This is a genomic window from uncultured Kordia sp., from assembly GCF_947489565.1.
GTDB lineage: Bacteria > Bacteroidota > Bacteroidia > Flavobacteriales > Flavobacteriaceae > Kordia.
This window is the reverse complement of the sequence record NZ_CANLEA010000004.1, coordinates 77,051-94,813: the sequence shown is the minus strand read 5'-3', so window position 1 is coordinate 94,813 and position 17,763 is coordinate 77,051. Positions and strand designations below refer to the sequence as shown.

The following is a 17,763-nucleotide window of genomic DNA, read 5'->3' as shown; positions in this document are numbered from 1 at the left end:
TAAATTTCCAAGTACTTCTCGATACAAAATTCTTTCATTTCGACTGCGCTCAATGTGACAGAATTTCACTCAAAGTGACGAATTGTTATTCGAAGAAAAGGAGTTTCTAAGATCGAAGCAATTCAACATTTAAAATTTATCATTTAAAATTTCACATTCTATAGTTCCTACTGTTCCAACCATTTCCTAAAATCCGAAGTCGTAGAAGAACTGGTCATGACTTTTTCTTTGATGCCAGAAAGCTGAATAAGCAAACGGTTTTTGAAATGACTTTCAATGTTTTCAATATACTCTATATGTGCAATTTGACTCCGATTGATACGGAAAAACTTCAAAGGATTTAGCATCTGTTGAATGCTGCCTAAATTCTGAGAAATGGGATGTTTTTTGCCCGAAGCATCTATCGCCATACAGAAATCGCCCGAAGCTTCTATCAAACTAATATCACTCACATTTAACAACTGAATACCTTTTGACTTTTTAATGACAAAACGTTTTTTATAGTTGGTTTCTTCCTGCTTTAAAGCTGATTTTAACAAACTAATCGTTTCATCGTGAATTGGTTGGTAGCTCTCTGCTTTAAAAAACGATTGAAACTTATTCAATGCCTGACGGATATCTTCTTTCGTATACGGTTTTAAAATATATGCGATTCCATTCGTACGAAATGCTTCAAACAAATACTCATCATGTGCCGAACAAAAAATAATGGGACAATCGATTTTAATCGTATTAAAAACATCAAAAGAAATGCCGTCTAATAACTGAATGTCAGACAAAATAAAATCATAGGTTTGTTGTGCTAAAAATTCGCGCGCTTTTTCAGTAGAACGTCCCCAATCGTGTACAAACGGTTCTGTAAAATAGCTTTCCAAATTGGACAAAAGCTTTTCGTAAGCAGGAATTTCATCTTCTAAAATTAATATGCGCATCAAACTGTAATTTAGGATTCTTTACTGAGTTTTATAATTGGAATTTTGACAGTGAAATCGTAGTCAGTATCTATAATTTCAGGTTTTTGATCTGAAAGTAATTTGTATCGATATTCTAGATTTTTTAAGCCAGTTCCTAGGGAATCTTTATTGGTTTTTAGAGTACTTTTTGTGTTGAAAACCGTAAGCCAATCTTCGTCAATTATCAATGCTGCTTTGATGGCTTTTCCATATTGTGCACGATTGTGCTTTGCAATATTTTCCAGAATGGTCTGAATGGCGCCTGTAGGAACAAATTTATCTTCTGGAGATACATTTTTTGTGATCGTAAAATCGTAATCGTTTCCAAAACGTGTCTTAATCAGGAAGATATAATTCTCCGCCAAATTCAGTTCTTCGGTGAGTTCCATAACTTCGGCATCTTTCGTTTGAATTAAATAGCGATATAGCGAAGACAAACGATTGATGTATTCTTTCGCTTTTTCCGTATCACTATCAATTAAAGCATCTAACGTGTTTAAATTATTAAATAAAAAGTGCGGACTGATCTGTGAACGCAATAATTTCAACTCGTTTTCCTTTTGCTTTTCTTTAATCGTGCTAAAAACCACTTGATTTTCATAATACTTTTTCGCAAGTAATAATCCAAAAGGCAATCCCATACTTTCCGCAGTATTTGAAATATAATTGATAACCTTCTGAATGTTAAAAGTAAACTTGCTCCAGTCGTTTCCTCCACTGTAAAATCCTATGACATTTTCTAAAAAACCAGCAATAATCATAAACAATACGGCCCAAAAAGTAAAGTGTACATATTTCTTTTTATTGATGATATAATCGGGCAAAAGCCAGTACATAAAGATTAATATCATTCCAACATCTAGTATAATAAATGTTGGAATGTCAAGAAAATATTCTATTAAAGCATTATCATTTTGGATGTATTCATATACCGCCATGAGTACAGACACGCCATAAAAAATAACGAAAAGCATGAAATCCGATCTGTTGAGCTTTGTATCCATAATGTGTGCTTAAAAATAGGTTAAATAACTTTTATTTGTAAATAGATTTCTTTTAATTTTTATCCCAAGACCCAAGACCCAAGACCCAAGACCCAAGACCTGGTTACTGTTGCGTCTTAATACGATCAACTTCGTCACCAGCACTGTTTTTTCTATTTTTCTTCTTGTTGTATTTCTTTCCAAAACTGTAGCTCAATTGTAAAAACACATTTCTACGAGGAAAATCACTAATGATATTGGCATTGATATTATCATAGTTAATAGCGCCGTTAAACTTACGATCTAAAATTTCTTCAAGTTCTACGCTTACTTTTAATTGATCGTTCATGAATTTTTTGCTAAACGCGATATCCAATCCTGCAACCCAATCAAACTCAATTTGTCCTTCAAATCCGCCAGAAGTATAATACCCAGAAACTTCAGATTGAATTCCCCATGGTAATTTATATTCAGCACTCGTAAACCAAGTCATGTTCCATTTTTTATTATCTAATACAGGATTTAGATTTTCAGACATAAAACGATTATAATTCACAATAACTCCTGTATAACCTTCCAATCCTTTTATAAAACTCAATGGAGCAAAAAGGTTGAAACTCCAATTTTCGTTTTTTGCCAAGTTAATCACAGAACGTGAGGTTTCTGAAGTTGCATCATTCTGAGAAACCAATTCAAAAAGAGTATCATCGGTTCTACTATAACTTACTCCAAAAAATGGTTGATTTTCATAGGTTAAGTTAAAACGGAAACTATTTGTCAACGCAGGACGCAATGTCGGATTTCCTTGTTCAAATGTAAAAGGATCGTAATAGTATACAAACGGATTCAATGTTTCATACGACGGACGTTGAATGCGGTAACTATACGCAACATTCGCAGCAATTTCGTCGGTAATATTTCGAGAAACACTCAAACTTGGGAAAAATTTAGCAATCGTTCTATCCAAAGAAGTATTTAAGTTTTGAGAAGTTCCAGTTGTTTCACTTTGTTCCCAACGCAATCCACCAGAAAAAGACCATTTATCTAGCTTAACATTCACTTTTGCGTATGCTGCCATGATATCTTCATCAATCAAAAAGCGATTGGTTTGATTCGGATTGTTTACAAATGCTCCTGTACTGTTTTGTACCAAAGATTGCAAATCACTGTCAGAATCTACATTTGATAGTTTTACACCAGCGCGAACCGAAATCTTATCGTTTATAGTTCGTTTGTAATCTGCTTGATAGGTGTAAATATTATAATTGGCATCTTGAAAATAACGTTGATTATCATAATTTACCATACTTTGTCCCACTTGTAAAAGATTGTTTTCATTGGTAGAATTGTAATCGACATACGTAAAATCGAGCGTTACTTTATTTTTCTCATCATCATATTCATAATACGGATCAATTACATACAACGTCCAATCACGCTCAAATCGATTGTCCGTTTCCAATACATCCAAGGTTCCATTGCTCGTAATATTTGTGATATTGTCCGTAACACGATTTGAAGAGCTTCCAACACGTTGCACACTTATTCCTGCAGAATGTTTTTTATTGATGTAATAATCCAATCCGGCATTCAATCGCAAGGTATTAGGATCAAAAGGAGAACGTGAAAATTGATCGTACACATCGTCTCCAACACGACGAATAATTTGTAAATCTTCTCGCCAAGAACCGCGCGAATAACTCGCACCAGCTTGCCAGTTGATTTTGTCTTTAAAACTTGCAATCGATGCGCTTTTTCTAAACGTAAAATCATCTACATAACCGACCATACTTTTTAAGGTTCCATACGTTCCTAATTTTACATTTTTCTTTAAAATAATATTAATCAATGCGCCCGATCCGTCCGCATCATATTCTGCACCAGGTTGTTGTATCAATTCAATTTTGGCAATATTATCGGCAGGCATTTCGCGCAACAGCGTTTGCATGTCCATATAATTGGTTTGCTTCCCATTAATTAAGATGCGCAGATTGTTTTGTCCGGCATAACTCAAATTATTTCCAGTTACTAGGACGCCAGGAATCTTTTTCATGACATCACGCACATTCGAATTCACCATTTCGGAGTTTTCCAGATTCACCACTAACTTTTCTGCATTTTGTGTAATTACAGGTTTTTTGGCTACGATGACAACTTCGTCTAAATTTTCAGGAATATCTTCTTTCATTACAAAATCGAAAGTCACTTCTTTTTTCGTATCAATATTCAATACAATAGAACGTTCGGTTTTATAACCAAAAAGAGAAGCTTCTACAATATAACTTCCATTTTTTACATTGATAAATCGGTACATTCCGTCGTCTTCTACAATAACGGCTTTGAGTGCCTTGTCACTATTGCTGTCATACAAAACTACATTTGAGAAAGATAGTATTTGCTTTGATTCGTCCATTACTTTTCCAGTAATGGTACTTTGGGCAAGCATTGAGAAACTTGCGAAGAATAAAATTGTGTTGAGTAAAGTTTTTAACATAACTGTCGTTTTTTGCTGTTCGTTTTAATTGATGCACAAATATGTTTCAGAATCCATATATAGAAAAGGAGATTCTGCTGAATTGGGATTAAAAAAAGGTGAAACGGGGATTTTTTACCGTTGAATTTGCAGTCATAAAAAAACACCTACAACTACTATTTATAGCAGCTTTTTGCTGGTTTTAGCAGGAATATTGTTGAGAATAGGAAGTTGAAATGACAAATATGAAAACATAACTTTTGCAGGCTGAAACATCGTTCAACAGTATATCAATAGCCATAAGTTGTATGCTAACTTGAAAAATTTTGTAAGGTTAATTTTATAATAATATCATAAAAGTCAAATTTTAATTGTAAAATTATTCTTCAAGGTGTAATTTGTAGAACCAAAAATTAAGAACCTTTAAATCATTTAATCATGAAAAAACAAATTTTAAGTATTGGAAAAGCGTTAAGTAAAGCGGAACAGAAAACTATTAATGGAGGAATCGTAGTACCAACTCCAATTGGCGATCTTCCGTGTGAAGAACCAGTATTAGCTCCACCGCCTGTAGGATGTAACTATATAAGTATAGGACCATGCAGGTATAAATTAGTATGCTTTGATATTACTCCATTTTAAACGATACAGAAACGCAATCACTTTCTTTAAAAACAGACGCAAACAATGGGCGTCTTTAATTGTTCGTTGTGGAAATAATTTTAAATGTATTGAAACATGAAAAAACAAATTTTAAATATTGGAAAAGCTTTAAGTAAAGCAGAACAGAAAGCAATTAATGGTGGCGCACTCATTCCGCAACCTATTGGATGTCCAATTGTATTATTGGCTGCTCCACCAGAAGGTTGTCGTTGGGTGCAAAACCCGTTGACTTGCAGATACAAGTTAGTTTGTGATGCTATTACAGCATACTAATTTAGTGTTGAAATAAAACCATAAAACCTTCTCTAAACATGGAGAAGGTTTTTTTATATGTGCTGATTTACACGGTGGTAATGAAAAGATGAATTTGTATACAATTATAGGTGTATAGTTCACTTTACAAGCTAAAAATAACCTTAGATTGTTACTTATTGTATGTATACTATACTAATAAGGTATGAACCTTTTAATCATATTAATTTTAATTGCCATAAGTATATTCCTTGCATACATTTCTCCAGAAAATTCTAAAATCTTTGGTGTGAATGCGAAAGATATTTTCCCTGAAGACGATTTGAATGATCACGATACGAATTAATTATTCTTTCCGTAACCAACCTAGAATCTTGCTATCAGAAATTTTCCAACGATGATCTTCATGAAGCAACTCGTATGTAGCACGTGTACTACTAAATGGACCTGCATTTTGTTGAATAATGGTGACTGAGTTTTCTGTGACTTCCATGACAATAGCCACATGACCAAACGAATTGTACCAAGAAGCTTGAAACACCAAAATATCATTGACTTTAGGTTTAGCGCGACTTCCGTTGGTGTATTGTGTTAGGTTTCGTTGTGTATTGCGTTCTCCATCCTTAATTTTTGGATTAAAAAAATCTTTGGCGTGTCCGTAGCTATCAGGCATTTTATGGTGTAAATATTCGTAATAATAGCGCTTTACAAACTCTACACATTGGTATTGCAATCCTAAATTATAACCATCTGTAGTGAGATTTCTTTTTTCAACATGATTTACGGATCCATTATAATACACATTCACATTGTTGAAAGAATCTAAGGATTCGCCAACGCTTCTAAAAGGATTTATATTTACATGTTGTGATAATTTAAAAATACAAATAATAAATAGTAGTAGTATAGCAAAAAGAAGAATGAGTTTACGTTTCATGATAAACAGTTAGCATTTTGTTACACAACAGAGAATCTTATAATAAATTAATCAAAAAAATCATAATCACCTGCATCTATGTCATTATCATTGTTAAAATTTCCACGACGGAATGTGTTTGGGAAAAAATCAGGAAGCTTATAGATTAAAAATCCAATCACGATGATCACAACAATTACGGTAACTGATAAAGTTTCTTTCATAAATCTAATATACAAAGTATTGAACTAGAAACTAAATACTTTCGTATTTTTGCACAAAACAAAAAAAGCCTCATGAGAATATTCATGCTAGTATTGGTGGTTTGTGTGATTAGTTGCACATCAAAACCCAAAGAGAAAGCAAAAGAAACTGCAGCAGTAGAAAAAACTACGAAAGAAACATCAACTCAAAAAACACCCGAAAAAACCATGGAAAAAGGATCTATTCATCAATTTACGGTAAAAGATATTGCTGGAAACGATTTTAAATTAGCCGATTTAAAAGGAAAGAAAGTGATGATTGTAAATACAGCTTCCGAATGTGGATTAACTCCGCAATACGAGCAATTACAAGATATATACGAAACATTCAAAGATAAAGACTTCACGATTATAGGTTTTCCTGCAAACAATTTTGGCGCGCAAGAACCTGGAAGCAATCAGCAAATAGCAACATTCTGTAAAGCAAACTACGGTGTTACATTTCCAATGATGGAAAAGATTTCTGTAAAAGGAGATGATATGCACGAGTTGTATCAATTCCTAACACAACAATCACAAAACGGATTGCAAGATTCAGAAGTAGGATGGAATTTTCAAAAGTATTTACTGAACGCCAATGGTGAATTGGAAAAAGTAATTGCACCACAAACGCTACCAAACGACGAAGCTGTATTGGCTTGGATTGAAAATTAATTTAGTTTTCTTTAAATGCAAACAATACTCAAACTGATATTTTGTAATAAAAACTAAATAACTTAAATATCGCTTTTTTTGAAGAATTTGGAGATTCGGAAAAAAAAGCGATATTTGTATCATTATGGAACTGTAAGTAGTATATATTCGGAACCTGTCGATGGAATTCGACCTTTTTTGTAGCCTAATCTTCAATGGGTTACTATATTCTAATATATAAAATTACAAAATGTCAAAAGACCATAAATTATCAATCAAACAATTATATTCTCATTTTAAAAACGCTTTAAAAGGCACTCAAAACGATTTTACGACGGGAAGCATTCGCAAAGCAATTTTTATGCTTTCTATTCCCATGATTCTTGAAATGTTGATGGAATCGATATTTGCCATTGTAGATATTGCATTTGTCTCACAAGTCAGTACCAATGCGGTTGCTACGATCGGACTTACAGAATCTGTCGTAACTTTAGTATATGCCGTTGCTATTGGTGTGAGTATGGCAGCCACAGCTTTAGTAGCTCGAAGAATTGGCGAAAAAGACCCAGATGGAGCTTCTAAAGTTGCAGTACAAGCCATCTTTTTAGGTGTCTTCATCGCAAGTATTGTAAGCATCATCGGAATCATATATCCCAAAGAAATTTTAGGACTCATGGGCGGCGAAGCAGATCTTATAGAAGAAGGTTTTGGATATACACAAATTCTATTGGGCGGAAACATGACCATCATGTTGCTCTTTTTAATCAATGCGATTTTTAGAGGCGCTGGCGATGCATCTGTAGCCATGAAAGCCTTGATTTTATCCAACGTACTTAATATTATACTTGATCCATTATTTATTTTCGGATTCGGACCTATTCCAGCTTTTGGCGTAGAAGGAGCAGCAATAGCAACAACCATCGGACGTGGAAGCGCAGTGCTATTTCAATTAGCAGTATTATTTTATGGTTGGAGTGTGATTAAAGTGAAGTTTAAAGATTTGGTATTGCGTACAGCCATTATGATCAATCTTTTAAAAATTTCGCTGGGCGGAATCGGACAATTTATCATTGGAACTTCTAGTTGGATAGTTTTAATGCGTATCATGTCTGAATTTGGAAGCGATGTTTTAGCAGGATATACCATTGCCATTCGTGTTGTAATGTTTACACTATTGCCTTGTTGGGGAATGAGCAATGCAGCAGCTACTTTGGTCGGACAAAACTTAGGTGCAAAAAAGCCAGATAGAGCAGAAGTTTCCGTTTGGAAAACAGGAAAATACAATGCATGGTTTATGGGCATTGTTTCTATTGTGTATTTGGTATTTGCCAAAGAAATTATAGGATTCTTTACTGATGAATCCATCGTGATTGCCAATGGAGCTTTATGTTTGCAAATTATTGCGGCGGGTTATGTATTTTACGGATACGGAATGGTGGTCATACAATCCTTCAATGGAGCAGGAGACACCAAAACACCAACATATATCAACTTCTTCTGTTTCTGGTTATTCCAATTGCCAATTGCGTATCTCATGGCTATTTATTTCGATTTAGGACCTAAAGGTGTATTTTGGGCGATAACCTGCGCACAAGTTTTAATTGCTATTGTGGGAATGTATGTCTTTAAAAAAGGAAATTGGAAAGGTGTGAAAGTCTAGGTTTATAAACAGCAGTTTTGTAATTTAGATGCAACGAAAAATTACAGGCATGAAAAATAAAAACTTGGGACTGAATACTGTTTGTACACATACAGGAGAAGTAAAAGATACACAATTTAAAGGCGCTATTTCGCCTATATATTTAAGTAGTTCATATGCTTTTGATGATATTGACGAAAAACGCTATCCAAGATATTTTAATACGCCAAATCAACAAGCCTTAACTAAAAAAGTAGCAGCCTTAGAACATACGGAAGCCGCTATGATTTTTGGAAGTGGAATGGCAGCAATTAGCACTAGTTTATTGGCTTTCTTGCAAAAAGGAGATCATATTGTGTTGCAAAATGCTTTGTATGGTGGCACAATGAATTTGGTATTGGAAGAATTTGACAAATACGGAATCGAATATTCGTTCACAAAAAGTTTAGCGATCAAGGATTTTAAAAAGGAAATTCGAAAAAATACAAAAGTCATTTATATAGAAACACCTTCCAATCCTTTATTGAAGATTACAGATATTCGAAAAATAGTCAAGCTCGCTAAAAAACACAATTTAGTCAGCATGATTGACAATACGTTTGCGAGTCCTGTAAACCAGTTGCCAGCAACCATGGGAATTGATATCATTATTCACAGTGCGACGAAATATTTTGGAGGACATAGTGATATTTTGGCAGGTGCAGTTGCCGCTTCCGCAGAACATATAAATCAAATTTTTCAACTAGGTAAAAACCTTGGTGGAAGCTTAAGTGACTTTACCGTTTGGATGTTGGAACGAAGCATGAAAACTTTGGGAATTCGTGTAGAAGCGCAAAATAAGAATGCTTTAAAACTTGCTAATTATTTAGAAAAACATGAAGCAGTAGCAAAAGTGTATTATCCAGGATTAAAATCGCATGAAGATTATGAATTGGCTAAATCGCAAATGTCTGGATTTGGCGGAATGATGTCTTTTGAATTGAAATCAGGATACGATGTGTCGAAGTTTTTTAAATCGCTCCAACTCATCAAACCTTCTATGAGTTTGGCTGGTGTAGAAAGCACAGTGTTGAGTCCAACAAAAACGTCTCATGCATTACTAACGGCGGAAGAACGTAAAAAACAAGGAATTGCTGATGGTTTGATTCGTTTTTCAGTAGGAATTGAAGACCGAAAAGATATCATCTCAGATTTGAATCAAGCAATAAAAAAATCGAAGAAGAAGTAAATTCATTCTATCATATATAAAAGCCTCAATTGATTATGATTGAGGTTTTTTTATAAGTATTTATGCTTATGATATCATTTTGATTCATAGTGAGTTTGTAACAAATTGTATGGAGATTTGACTCATTATTTTACTACTTTTAATCAAATTTTAAATGACAGTAATAGAAGAGTTCATAGAAAAGTATAACTATCAAAAACAAAATAAAATAGTATTGATAGATGGAAGCAGAATTAGTATTCATATTACTGAAGTTTCTGATGCTACTAGAACTGCGGAACCAACTCGTATAAAATTATATTTAGATAAAGTCTATCAAACTACATTTGCCATGTATCCAAAAAATATGTGGAATCATTTAATTAGTTTTCTTTCTCCCAAAAAGAACAGTTTTATACCTCAAGCAGTAAAAAGACAATTTGATATAAAAGGAGATGAAAAAATATGTGAGATGTTAGTTGTTAGTAAAATATTTGTAGAAAGTATTCTTGATGAGCAAATTTACATTCTAACAAAACACAAAAAAGTTTCAGAAATTATTTTGACACCAGCACATGGAATCAATAATGTAGAACACTTAGAGAAACTCATTACAATATTGAAACAAATTGAATATTCATTTAAGCATTATTAACATTTTAAAATACCAAAACCGAAATCATGAAAAAATACATATACATAGTTGCTGTGAGTTTTTTTATATTAGTCAGTTGTCATTCCACAGATAAAAATGCTAAGAAGAATGCTGACAAGAACACTGAAAAAAATGCGGTATTAACTTCTTATACTGAATTAGCATCACATGTAGGACAAAAAGTGACAATTTTAGGTGAAATTTCAAATACAAAAATTCCACAAATAATTGGTGTAGATATAGATTATGATGGTGATACAGCAATGCCTAAAACGGGAAAAGCTACAGGAATATTAATTGAAACGGTGGTTCCGAAAGATACTTCTAACATACAAAAAGCGTGGAGAGGTCCAGGAACTTTTTATCATTTACAAAGTTTGGAAGGAAATACGATGGCTAAAGTAGAAATCGTCCATCCGTAATACAAATCAATAAAATACGTAACTTTACATTTAGAAAATAAAACAACGCATGAAGTTAGATATATTAGCTATTGGAGCGCATCCTGATGATGTAGAATTAGGTTGTGGCGCTACCATTGCTAAAGAAATTTCCAAAGGAAAAACAGTCGGTATTCTCGATTTAACACGTGGTGAATTAGGAACAAGAGGTTCTGCAGATTTACGCGATATAGAAGCAGCAAATGCAGCAAAAGTATTAGGAGTAACAGTTCGTGAAAACCTAGCTTTTGCAGATGGTTTTTTTAAGAATGATAAAGCGCATCAATTAGAAATTATCAAGATGATTCGTAAATATCAACCAGAAATTGTGTTATGCAATGCTATTGATGATCGTCATATAGATCATGGAAAAGGAAGTCAGTTGGTAAGCGATGCGTGTTTTTTAAGCGGATTGATAAAGATTGAAACGGAATTGGATGGAACGTCGCAGGAAAAGTGGCGACCAAAGCAAGTATATCATTATATTCAGTGGAAAAATATAGAACCAGACTTTGTCGTAGATGTTTCGGGATTTATAGAAAAAAAACAGGATGCAGTGATGGCGTATAGTTCTCAGTTCTATGATCCAAATAGTAAGGAAGCAGAAACGCCAATTACAAGCAAAAACTTTACGGACAGTATTATATACAGAGCGCGTGATTTAGGGCGTTTAATAGGCGTAGATCATGCAGAAGGATTCACCGTTGAACGTTATGTAGCGGTAGATTCATTAGATAATTTAATATAAACATTATGAAAGCGCAAGAGGAATATTCATACGATCCGTTTCAATTACAGAATTCGCCAATAAAGCAGAAATTCTCGTTACCAGAAAAAGTAATGGCAATCGTATTGGTTGTTATTTTTATGATGATTCCTTTGTATACTATCAGTTCGGACGCTTTTAAAGCGAATTATGTGTATAAACAAGAACCTAGTGCTGTGTGTGGACTCTATTTTTTAAAGATGTATCCTTACGAGCCAACTGAATTTAAACAAGGACCAAAAAATTAAAATAATAAAGATGATGGAGCAAGAACATTTACACGATCCGTTACGATTTCAATATGAGTCGAGCATACGTACATTTTCATTACGTACAAAAATAATAGCAGTACTCTTAGTTTTAATCTTTATCGCGATTCCTTTATACGAGATAAGTCCGGAAACATTTGTATTAAATCACACTTTCGAAAGCACAGGATGTCCTCCCTTTGTCCATTGTGGGTGCTTTGGATAAATCATGTAAAGTGATATTTCTAAAATTTTAATGTAGGCTAATCTTTTCATAATCAAATATGTAAAAAAGGAGTTAGAATAATTTAAAAAAATCCTTTGAAGTTGAAAGGGAATGATGTATATTTGCATCCGCAAAACAAATGGTAATTGTAGCTCAGCTGGTTAGAGCGCTGGATTGTGGTTCCAGAGGTCGCCGGTTCGAACCCGGTCTTTTACCCTTTTATAGAGCCTTCTTCACGGAAGGCTTTTTTTTTGGATTATAGTGAAATTTATAGAAAGATGTAGGGAGAGAAGTTTATGCTGAGCGCAGACGAAGAAAACCCGGTCTTTCACTCTTTTATAAACTCCCCACTATGAGGAGTTTATTTTGTTTTAGAGAGCGAATTTTTACGATCAAATTTTCTAAAGCATTATTTTTTTCATGTATTGTTAACGAAAGTATTTTAGATTTCTAAAAACTCCCAAGCCAATAAGTATCAAGGTCAATAGCAGTAAAGAAAACACACTTTTTAGAATATTAAAACTGTGCTGAGGTTTAAAAAATATAGGTTTATATTCTTGCCAATTGACACTAGAAGCTGGCTGATTTTCAAATATTTTAGGATATAACTGTAAGCGAATGTCTTCATGGAAATTTGTCGTTTCATGCAAAAACGCTATATGGTTTGATAAGCCAGTGTTAGCAATACTATTCATAGATAATTGAACTTGTAGTGGTGGAAAAAATTGGGCTATGCTAGCGCTCAATTCCTCTCTTTTTTTGATTTTATCGAACATTGCATCTCTTTCTACTTTTGATTCGTCATCTCCCATTTGCTGCATAGCATAATACCAAAGCCAAGAAAAACCAGTTTCTGTTAATTGGTATTTTCTAAATTGAGGATAATGATTATAAAATTTTTCCATGGTAGCTTTTTTATCAGTATCCCATTTTGTGTGATAGGCATCTCGCTGTTTGATGGTCATTGCAAAAGCTTCTTCAACAGGATATGTATTGGCTACGTAATTATTCACCAAAACAGGCAAAAAGACTACCAATATTAACCAACAGGACAATAAAATAATAGCGTTTGAGTTAGAAGATCTTCTTAAAAGAATGATAAAGAAGCATAAGGAAAACCAGAACAGAACATATAAATAGCTTACAATAACGATGTATAAAAAGTTAATAGTGAAAGGAATACCCAAAATGATTTTCGATAAGAGTAATAATATACTTAGTACGATATAAATAAACACAACTCTTATCGATAGCTTTTTCAATAAAAATTTGAATGACGATATTCCTTGTGTTGTGATCATTTTCCAAGTTCCTTTTTCTTTTTCTTCCGAAAGGATATTAAAACTTAAAGCAATAATGATTAATGGGAAGAGAAATATGATGAGAAAACTAATATCTAAGTTTCCGACTTGCAATCGCATTGGATTCACCAAATCAGTATCATATTTTTGTCCTTCTAAATTTAGGATGCTCACATTTTGAATATGTGAATTTACATCACTTTGTCCCATAGAAATTCCAGCCAACGGTTGTACTGGGTTTACAAAGGAAAATTTTAAATAGTATAACAGCAATCCTATGTCATCTTCATATAATTTTGTCTGCGTTTCTATATGTTTTTGTTGTTGTTCAGCAGTTTTTGCGATGGTTGCCTGCTTTTGATTTAAAAATTGTTTTCCTGTACTGATGCTTAAAACTCCTAGAAACATGAGAATACCAAAAGCCAACCATACTGTTTTTGATCTAAAGAAATGTTTGATTAATAATGGATACATGACTAAATAATTTTAAAACGGTTAGAAAACTTTGTGATAAATACAATGGTGAGTAACAACCAGATGATAAGTGCAATGATGGCTGTAATTTGATTGTATATAGTATCAGATATTGATACATATTGATATGAAAACTTTGGCGCTGATTTCCAGTACGATTTGTCTACTACATTGATTTTTCCTTCGCTACTTTTTGCTTTATTACTAATGAATTTCATTTGTAAATCATTCAAATATTGCGATTGTTGGTATCTGTACTTTTCCGTTTGAGACAAAAAGTTCGTATAGGTGTAAAAATCAGTTCCCGATAAACTCATCGAAAGATTTTTAATTGCTAAATACGGATTTATAAGCACTAAATTATCTGTAATACTGTTTTGATGCTCATAGGTTTTAATCAGTTTTTTATGCTGATCATTATAAATAATAGCAGTTTGCTTTTCTCCTTTGCTCATTAAAAAACCACTGTAATTAAAAGGTAAATCTTTTACATCGGTTACATTATTAGCTTTCAAAACAGAATCTCTGACAGCATTAAAATATGGATCATCAGGATTGTGACTGTCACCTTGTTTTGTAACTTCTTCTTCAATAACAGCTTTAAACTCAATTTTTGATAGGTTAGGGTATAAGGAGTTTCCAATGACTTGAGCAGTTTTCGGAATGATAATAAAAAATAGTAGCCAACCTGCTAACAAACTCAGTAAAGCACTATTGGAATTTATACTTTTAGCAGAAACGATAACTGTGATACAACATAAAGTCATAAAGAAAAGTATATACGCAGCACTAATTAATAATGATCGAATAATGATTGCGCTATTCATGGTATGGTCTTCTATGAGTGAAATACTCCACAAAGCAATTAGCGATGGTAAGAAAAAAAGTGATGAGACAAGAAACAAGCCTAATGCTTTGCCCAACAGGACTTTGTTTAATGGTGTTCCTTGGATGTACATTATTTTAAGCGTACCATTTTCTCTTTCAGCCGTGACGGAAGCATAGCCAATAAAAAATATGATTAATGGTAAGATTAATTGCAATAACATGGCAATATTTAAATCACCAAAACGTACCAATCCTGTGGACAAACTAGCTTCCGAAAAGTTTGCTGTATTTTGTCGATGCGCTTCTAAAAAAATAGAATTTCCAGTATAACTTTCTATTCCGGAATCAAAAGTGCTTAAAGGATGTTGAGCACGAAAAGCAAATGTGCCAAAATGTGCCATTCTGTGCGGATGTTTATCCGGATTTTCATCCCAACTCTTTCTCGATGATTCTTGATGATGTTCTATAACATGATGATTTGCTTCATACGCATTCCAACCTGAAATAGTAACATATACTAAAACAGCAAGAAAAATTGATAACAGTACAAAAAGACCTTTGGTATAAAAGGTCTTTTTGAAAAACTGTGTTCCAATTAAAATAATAGCATTATTTTTCATTCAATTAAAATTTGTAGGTTGCATTAAGCAATACATTTCTTGGTGCACCAGGACCTAATCTTGATGGATTCAAACCTCCTAACCAATACGTTTTATTAAATAGGTTGTTTAACTTAAGTGTCAATTGGATGCCTGTATTATTTGGCTTGTAATATACCGCAGCATCAAATACGGTATATGATGGTAGAAGCACTCTATCAATAGAATACGTAGGATTGTACCAAGTAAATCTTTCGTCCACATATTGCGCACCAAAACCAATTCCGATGCCTTTTAAGGTTGTATTCATAAAATCATAGCGTCCCCAAAAATTTGCATTATGCTGTGGAGCGCCTCCAATGCGTTCTCCAATAAATTCTTCTACAGCATCTTCTGCAATTTCAGTATCTGTAAAACCGTACGAAGCCGTTAATTGAAAATTTGGTGATACGTAACCAGAAATGTCCATTTCAAAACCACGACTTCTTTGTTCACCTCTTGTGGAGAGATTATCTAAATCATAAGTGTCTCCCAGTAGAATATTTTTTTGAGTGATGTCAAAAATGGCAAGGTTTGCAAATACTTTTCCGTTAAAGAATTCTCCTTTTGCTCCAATTTCTACTAAACTACTTTCTAAAGGATCAAATCTACTTGGTGATGCAGACCAAAAGAAACCTTCCGCAGTTGGTGATAATGAAACTGTATTTGTATGTGGTTGAAATCCTTCCAGATACGTAGCATACACACTGATAGCATTCGTAACTTCATAGGTTAAACCAATTCTTGGTACAAAAGCACTGGTTTTAAACTCTTGTTCGTCTCCTTCATAATTAAAGATATCTGAGAACCATTCATATCGTAAGTTTACTAAAGCAGAAAATTTCCCAATCTTGAATTGATTTTGGATATAGATCCCACTTGAAGTCGTCAAATTTGCAGGAATTGACAATTCTGCAAGGTTGTAACCTGTTGTATTTCTGGCTCCATTAAAAGGATTTTCTAAATTAAAATGTGGAACCGCTGGCACTGGCATTGTGACACCATCTACAGTCATTTGTTGAAAATTCCCTGGGTTACTGGCGTCAAAGTTTGCTTGTCCACCATCTACAGTCAAATAGCGTCTCGCACGGAGGAATCCAGCTCCAATTTTTCGTTCCCAACGCGTTGCATCATACCCAACTAATATTTTGTTAGTAATGTTTTCTTTTTCAATATCATACGTAAAATAGGTGCTGAAATTATCTGTTTCCCAGAATTGTTGTCTTTCATCATATCGCATTCTTGCAAGTGTTGGAATTACATTTCCGTCAATATCCACCGCTGTTCCATCAACTCTATGTTCGGCTAAATCTTCATCCCAAGTTTGTTTCATGTATTACGCATTGAAACCAAAATTTTCAGCAAACTTTTTACTGAAATTTGCCATAAAAATGAACTCTTTGTTTTTGTAATGGTCACTTGAAGCACCCACATTTCTGGTAATTGGCGTACTATTCAAATCAAATTCACCATTAATAGCACCAAAAATTGGCTGTCCTCTATCTAAATTCCCTTCAGAATCGCTGTAAATCATTTCCACATTAAGTGAAGTATTTTCGTTTGGGATATAACTCAACGATGGCGAAATTAAAAGTGCATTGTTATTTACAACATCTCTAAAGGAGTCTGCCTCTTGAAAAGCAGCGTTAAAACGGTATAATAAAGTTTTTGATTCGTTTAATGGACCTGTGAAATCGGCTGTAGCTCTGATGGTACCGAAACTTCCTGTAGATAAAGACACTTCACTACGTTTTTCTAGTAATGGTTTTTTAGTTACCATATTTACAGTTCCTCCTGGATCAGCACTAGAAAAAGTAACGGAAGATGGCCCTTTAATCACTTCTACACGTTCTAAGTGCGATGTTATTGGTTGTAAAAAATAATATTGACGTGTACGCATTCCGTTTAATACTTGTCCATCATCAGCTTGCGTAATACCACGAATGTTATAATGATTGTATAATCCAGTTACGGAAACATTACTAACCGTTTTTACGGCATCTGGTAATTGAAACGCTAGTCGGTCTGCGATGAGTTCTTTGGTAACAGTAGCAACGGCTTGTGGTAACTCTTTATTTTGAATGGCTACTTTAGTCGCCGAGAACGAATATTCGCTATTATAATCATTTCGTTTTCTACCAATCACTTCTACTGATTGCATGGCTTCCAGAGATTCTTATAAAACATTTATCAAACTAAAAAAAG

19 protein-coding genes and 1 tRNA gene are annotated in these 17,763 nt (G+C 33.7%); 11 read left to right on the top strand and 9 right to left on the bottom strand.

The genetic code is table 11. The features are described 5' to 3' along the window. Positions 1–167 precede the first annotated feature (167 nt). The 3 genes from Q0845_RS06430 to Q0845_RS06420 all read right to left on the bottom strand — a co-directional run bounded on the left by Q0845_RS06430 (position 168) and on the right by Q0845_RS06420 (position 4,430). Positions 168–932, bottom strand: coding sequence for a LytTR family DNA-binding domain-containing protein (locus Q0845_RS06430; protein ID WP_298510883.1), 765 nt, complete (start codon positions 930–932; stop codon positions 168–170). Between the two features lie 11 nt (positions 933–943). Continuing rightward, a complete protein-coding gene (locus tag Q0845_RS06425; RefSeq protein ID WP_298510880.1) occupies positions 944–1,957 on the bottom strand; it encodes a sensor histidine kinase in 1,014 nt (337 codons plus the stop codon). A gap of 103 nt (positions 1,958–2,060) precedes the next feature. Further along, entirely contained in the window at positions 2,061–4,430 is a 2,370-nt protein-coding gene (locus tag Q0845_RS06420) for an outer membrane beta-barrel protein (protein WP_298510877.1), read from the bottom strand. Between the two features lie 417 nt (positions 4,431–4,847). Between Q0845_RS06420 and Q0845_RS06415 the strand changes: the two genes are divergently transcribed. The 3 genes from Q0845_RS06415 (at position 4,848) to Q0845_RS06405 (ending at position 5,670) form a co-directional block, all read left to right on the top strand. After that, on the top strand, positions 4,848–5,051 hold the full coding sequence (locus tag Q0845_RS06415; RefSeq protein WP_298510874.1) for a hypothetical protein: 204 nt from the start codon (positions 4,848–4,850) through the stop codon (positions 5,049–5,051). Positions 5,052–5,147: 96 nt separating this feature from the next. Then, a complete protein-coding gene (locus tag Q0845_RS06410) occupies positions 5,148–5,345 on the top strand; it encodes a hypothetical protein (RefSeq protein ID WP_298510871.1) in 198 nt (65 codons plus the stop codon). Positions 5,346–5,529: 184 nt separating this feature from the next. Next, positions 5,530–5,670, top strand: a complete 141-nt coding sequence (locus tag Q0845_RS06405) for a hypothetical protein (protein ID WP_298510869.1) — start codon at positions 5,530–5,532, stop codon at positions 5,668–5,670. Here the strand turns inward: Q0845_RS06405 and Q0845_RS06400 are convergent, their stop codons facing one another. Both Q0845_RS06400 and Q0845_RS06395 read right to left on the bottom strand, forming a co-directional pair. Beyond that, positions 5,671–6,261, bottom strand: coding sequence for a CHAP domain-containing protein (locus tag Q0845_RS06400; protein WP_298510866.1), 591 nt, complete (start codon positions 6,259–6,261; stop codon positions 5,671–5,673). 47 nt (positions 6,262–6,308) lie between these two features. After that, positions 6,309–6,464 carry a hypothetical protein gene (locus Q0845_RS06395; RefSeq protein WP_298510863.1) on the bottom strand — a complete coding sequence of 52 codons (156 nt, stop codon included), beginning with the start codon at positions 6,462–6,464 and terminating at the stop codon, positions 6,309–6,311. 207 nt (positions 6,465–6,671) lie between these two features. On the opposite strand from Q0845_RS06395, the gene Q0845_RS06390 reads away from it, so the two are divergent. From Q0845_RS06390 to Q0845_RS06355, 8 genes are all read left to right on the top strand, one after another. Next, entirely contained in the window at positions 6,672–7,157 is a 486-nt protein-coding gene (locus tag Q0845_RS06390) for a glutathione peroxidase (RefSeq protein ID WP_298511381.1), read from the top strand. 229 nt (positions 7,158–7,386) lie between these two features. Beyond that, on the top strand, positions 7,387–8,796 hold the full coding sequence (locus tag Q0845_RS06385; RefSeq protein ID WP_298510860.1) for an MATE family efflux transporter: 1,410 nt from the start codon (positions 7,387–7,389) through the stop codon (positions 8,794–8,796). Positions 8,797–8,845: 49 nt separating this feature from the next. Continuing rightward, a complete protein-coding gene (locus Q0845_RS06380) occupies positions 8,846–10,003 on the top strand; it encodes a PLP-dependent aspartate aminotransferase family protein (RefSeq protein ID WP_298510857.1) in 1,158 nt (385 codons plus the stop codon). A 154-nt stretch (positions 10,004–10,157) separates the two neighbouring features. Next, a complete protein-coding gene (locus Q0845_RS06375) occupies positions 10,158–10,637 on the top strand; it encodes a hypothetical protein (RefSeq protein ID WP_298510855.1) in 480 nt (159 codons plus the stop codon). Positions 10,638–10,663: 26 nt separating this feature from the next. Beyond that, complete coding sequence (locus tag Q0845_RS06370) at positions 10,664–11,059, top strand: hypothetical protein (RefSeq protein ID WP_298510852.1); 396 nt, start codon at positions 10,664–10,666, stop codon at positions 11,057–11,059. Positions 11,060–11,108: 49 nt separating this feature from the next. Then, complete coding sequence (gene bshB1 / locus Q0845_RS06365) at positions 11,109–11,825, top strand: bacillithiol biosynthesis deacetylase BshB1 (RefSeq protein ID WP_298510849.1); 717 nt, start codon at positions 11,109–11,111, stop codon at positions 11,823–11,825. Between the two features lie 5 nt (positions 11,826–11,830). Beyond that, entirely contained in the window at positions 11,831–12,091 is a 261-nt protein-coding gene (locus Q0845_RS06360; RefSeq protein ID WP_298510846.1) for a hypothetical protein, read from the top strand. Between the two features lie 367 nt (positions 12,092–12,458). Beyond that, positions 12,459–12,534: transfer RNA gene (locus tag Q0845_RS06355), tRNA-His, on the top strand. Positions 12,535–12,745: 211 nt separating this feature from the next. Here the strand turns inward: Q0845_RS06355 and Q0845_RS06350 are convergent. The 4 genes from Q0845_RS06350 to Q0845_RS06335 are packed head-to-tail and all read right to left on the bottom strand — an operon-like array spanning position 12,746 to position 17,719. Further along, positions 12,746–14,092 (bottom strand): DUF3526 domain-containing protein, encoded by a 1,347-nt coding sequence (locus tag Q0845_RS06350; RefSeq protein ID WP_298510844.1) that lies wholly within the window; start codon positions 14,090–14,092, stop codon positions 12,746–12,748. A 2-nt stretch (positions 14,093–14,094) separates the two neighbouring features. Next, positions 14,095–15,540 carry a DUF3526 domain-containing protein gene (locus Q0845_RS06345; RefSeq protein WP_298510841.1) on the bottom strand — a complete coding sequence of 482 codons (1,446 nt, stop codon included), beginning with the start codon at positions 15,538–15,540 and terminating at the stop codon, positions 14,095–14,097. 4 nt (positions 15,541–15,544) lie between these two features. Beyond that, positions 15,545–16,891, bottom strand: a complete 1,347-nt coding sequence (locus Q0845_RS06340) for a TonB-dependent siderophore receptor (protein ID WP_298510839.1) — start codon at positions 16,889–16,891, stop codon at positions 15,545–15,547. A gap of 3 nt (positions 16,892–16,894) precedes the next feature. Then, positions 16,895–17,719, bottom strand: a complete 825-nt coding sequence (locus Q0845_RS06335; RefSeq protein WP_298510836.1) for a TonB-dependent siderophore receptor — start codon at positions 17,717–17,719, stop codon at positions 16,895–16,897. Between the last annotated feature and the right edge of the window lie 44 nt (positions 17,720–17,763).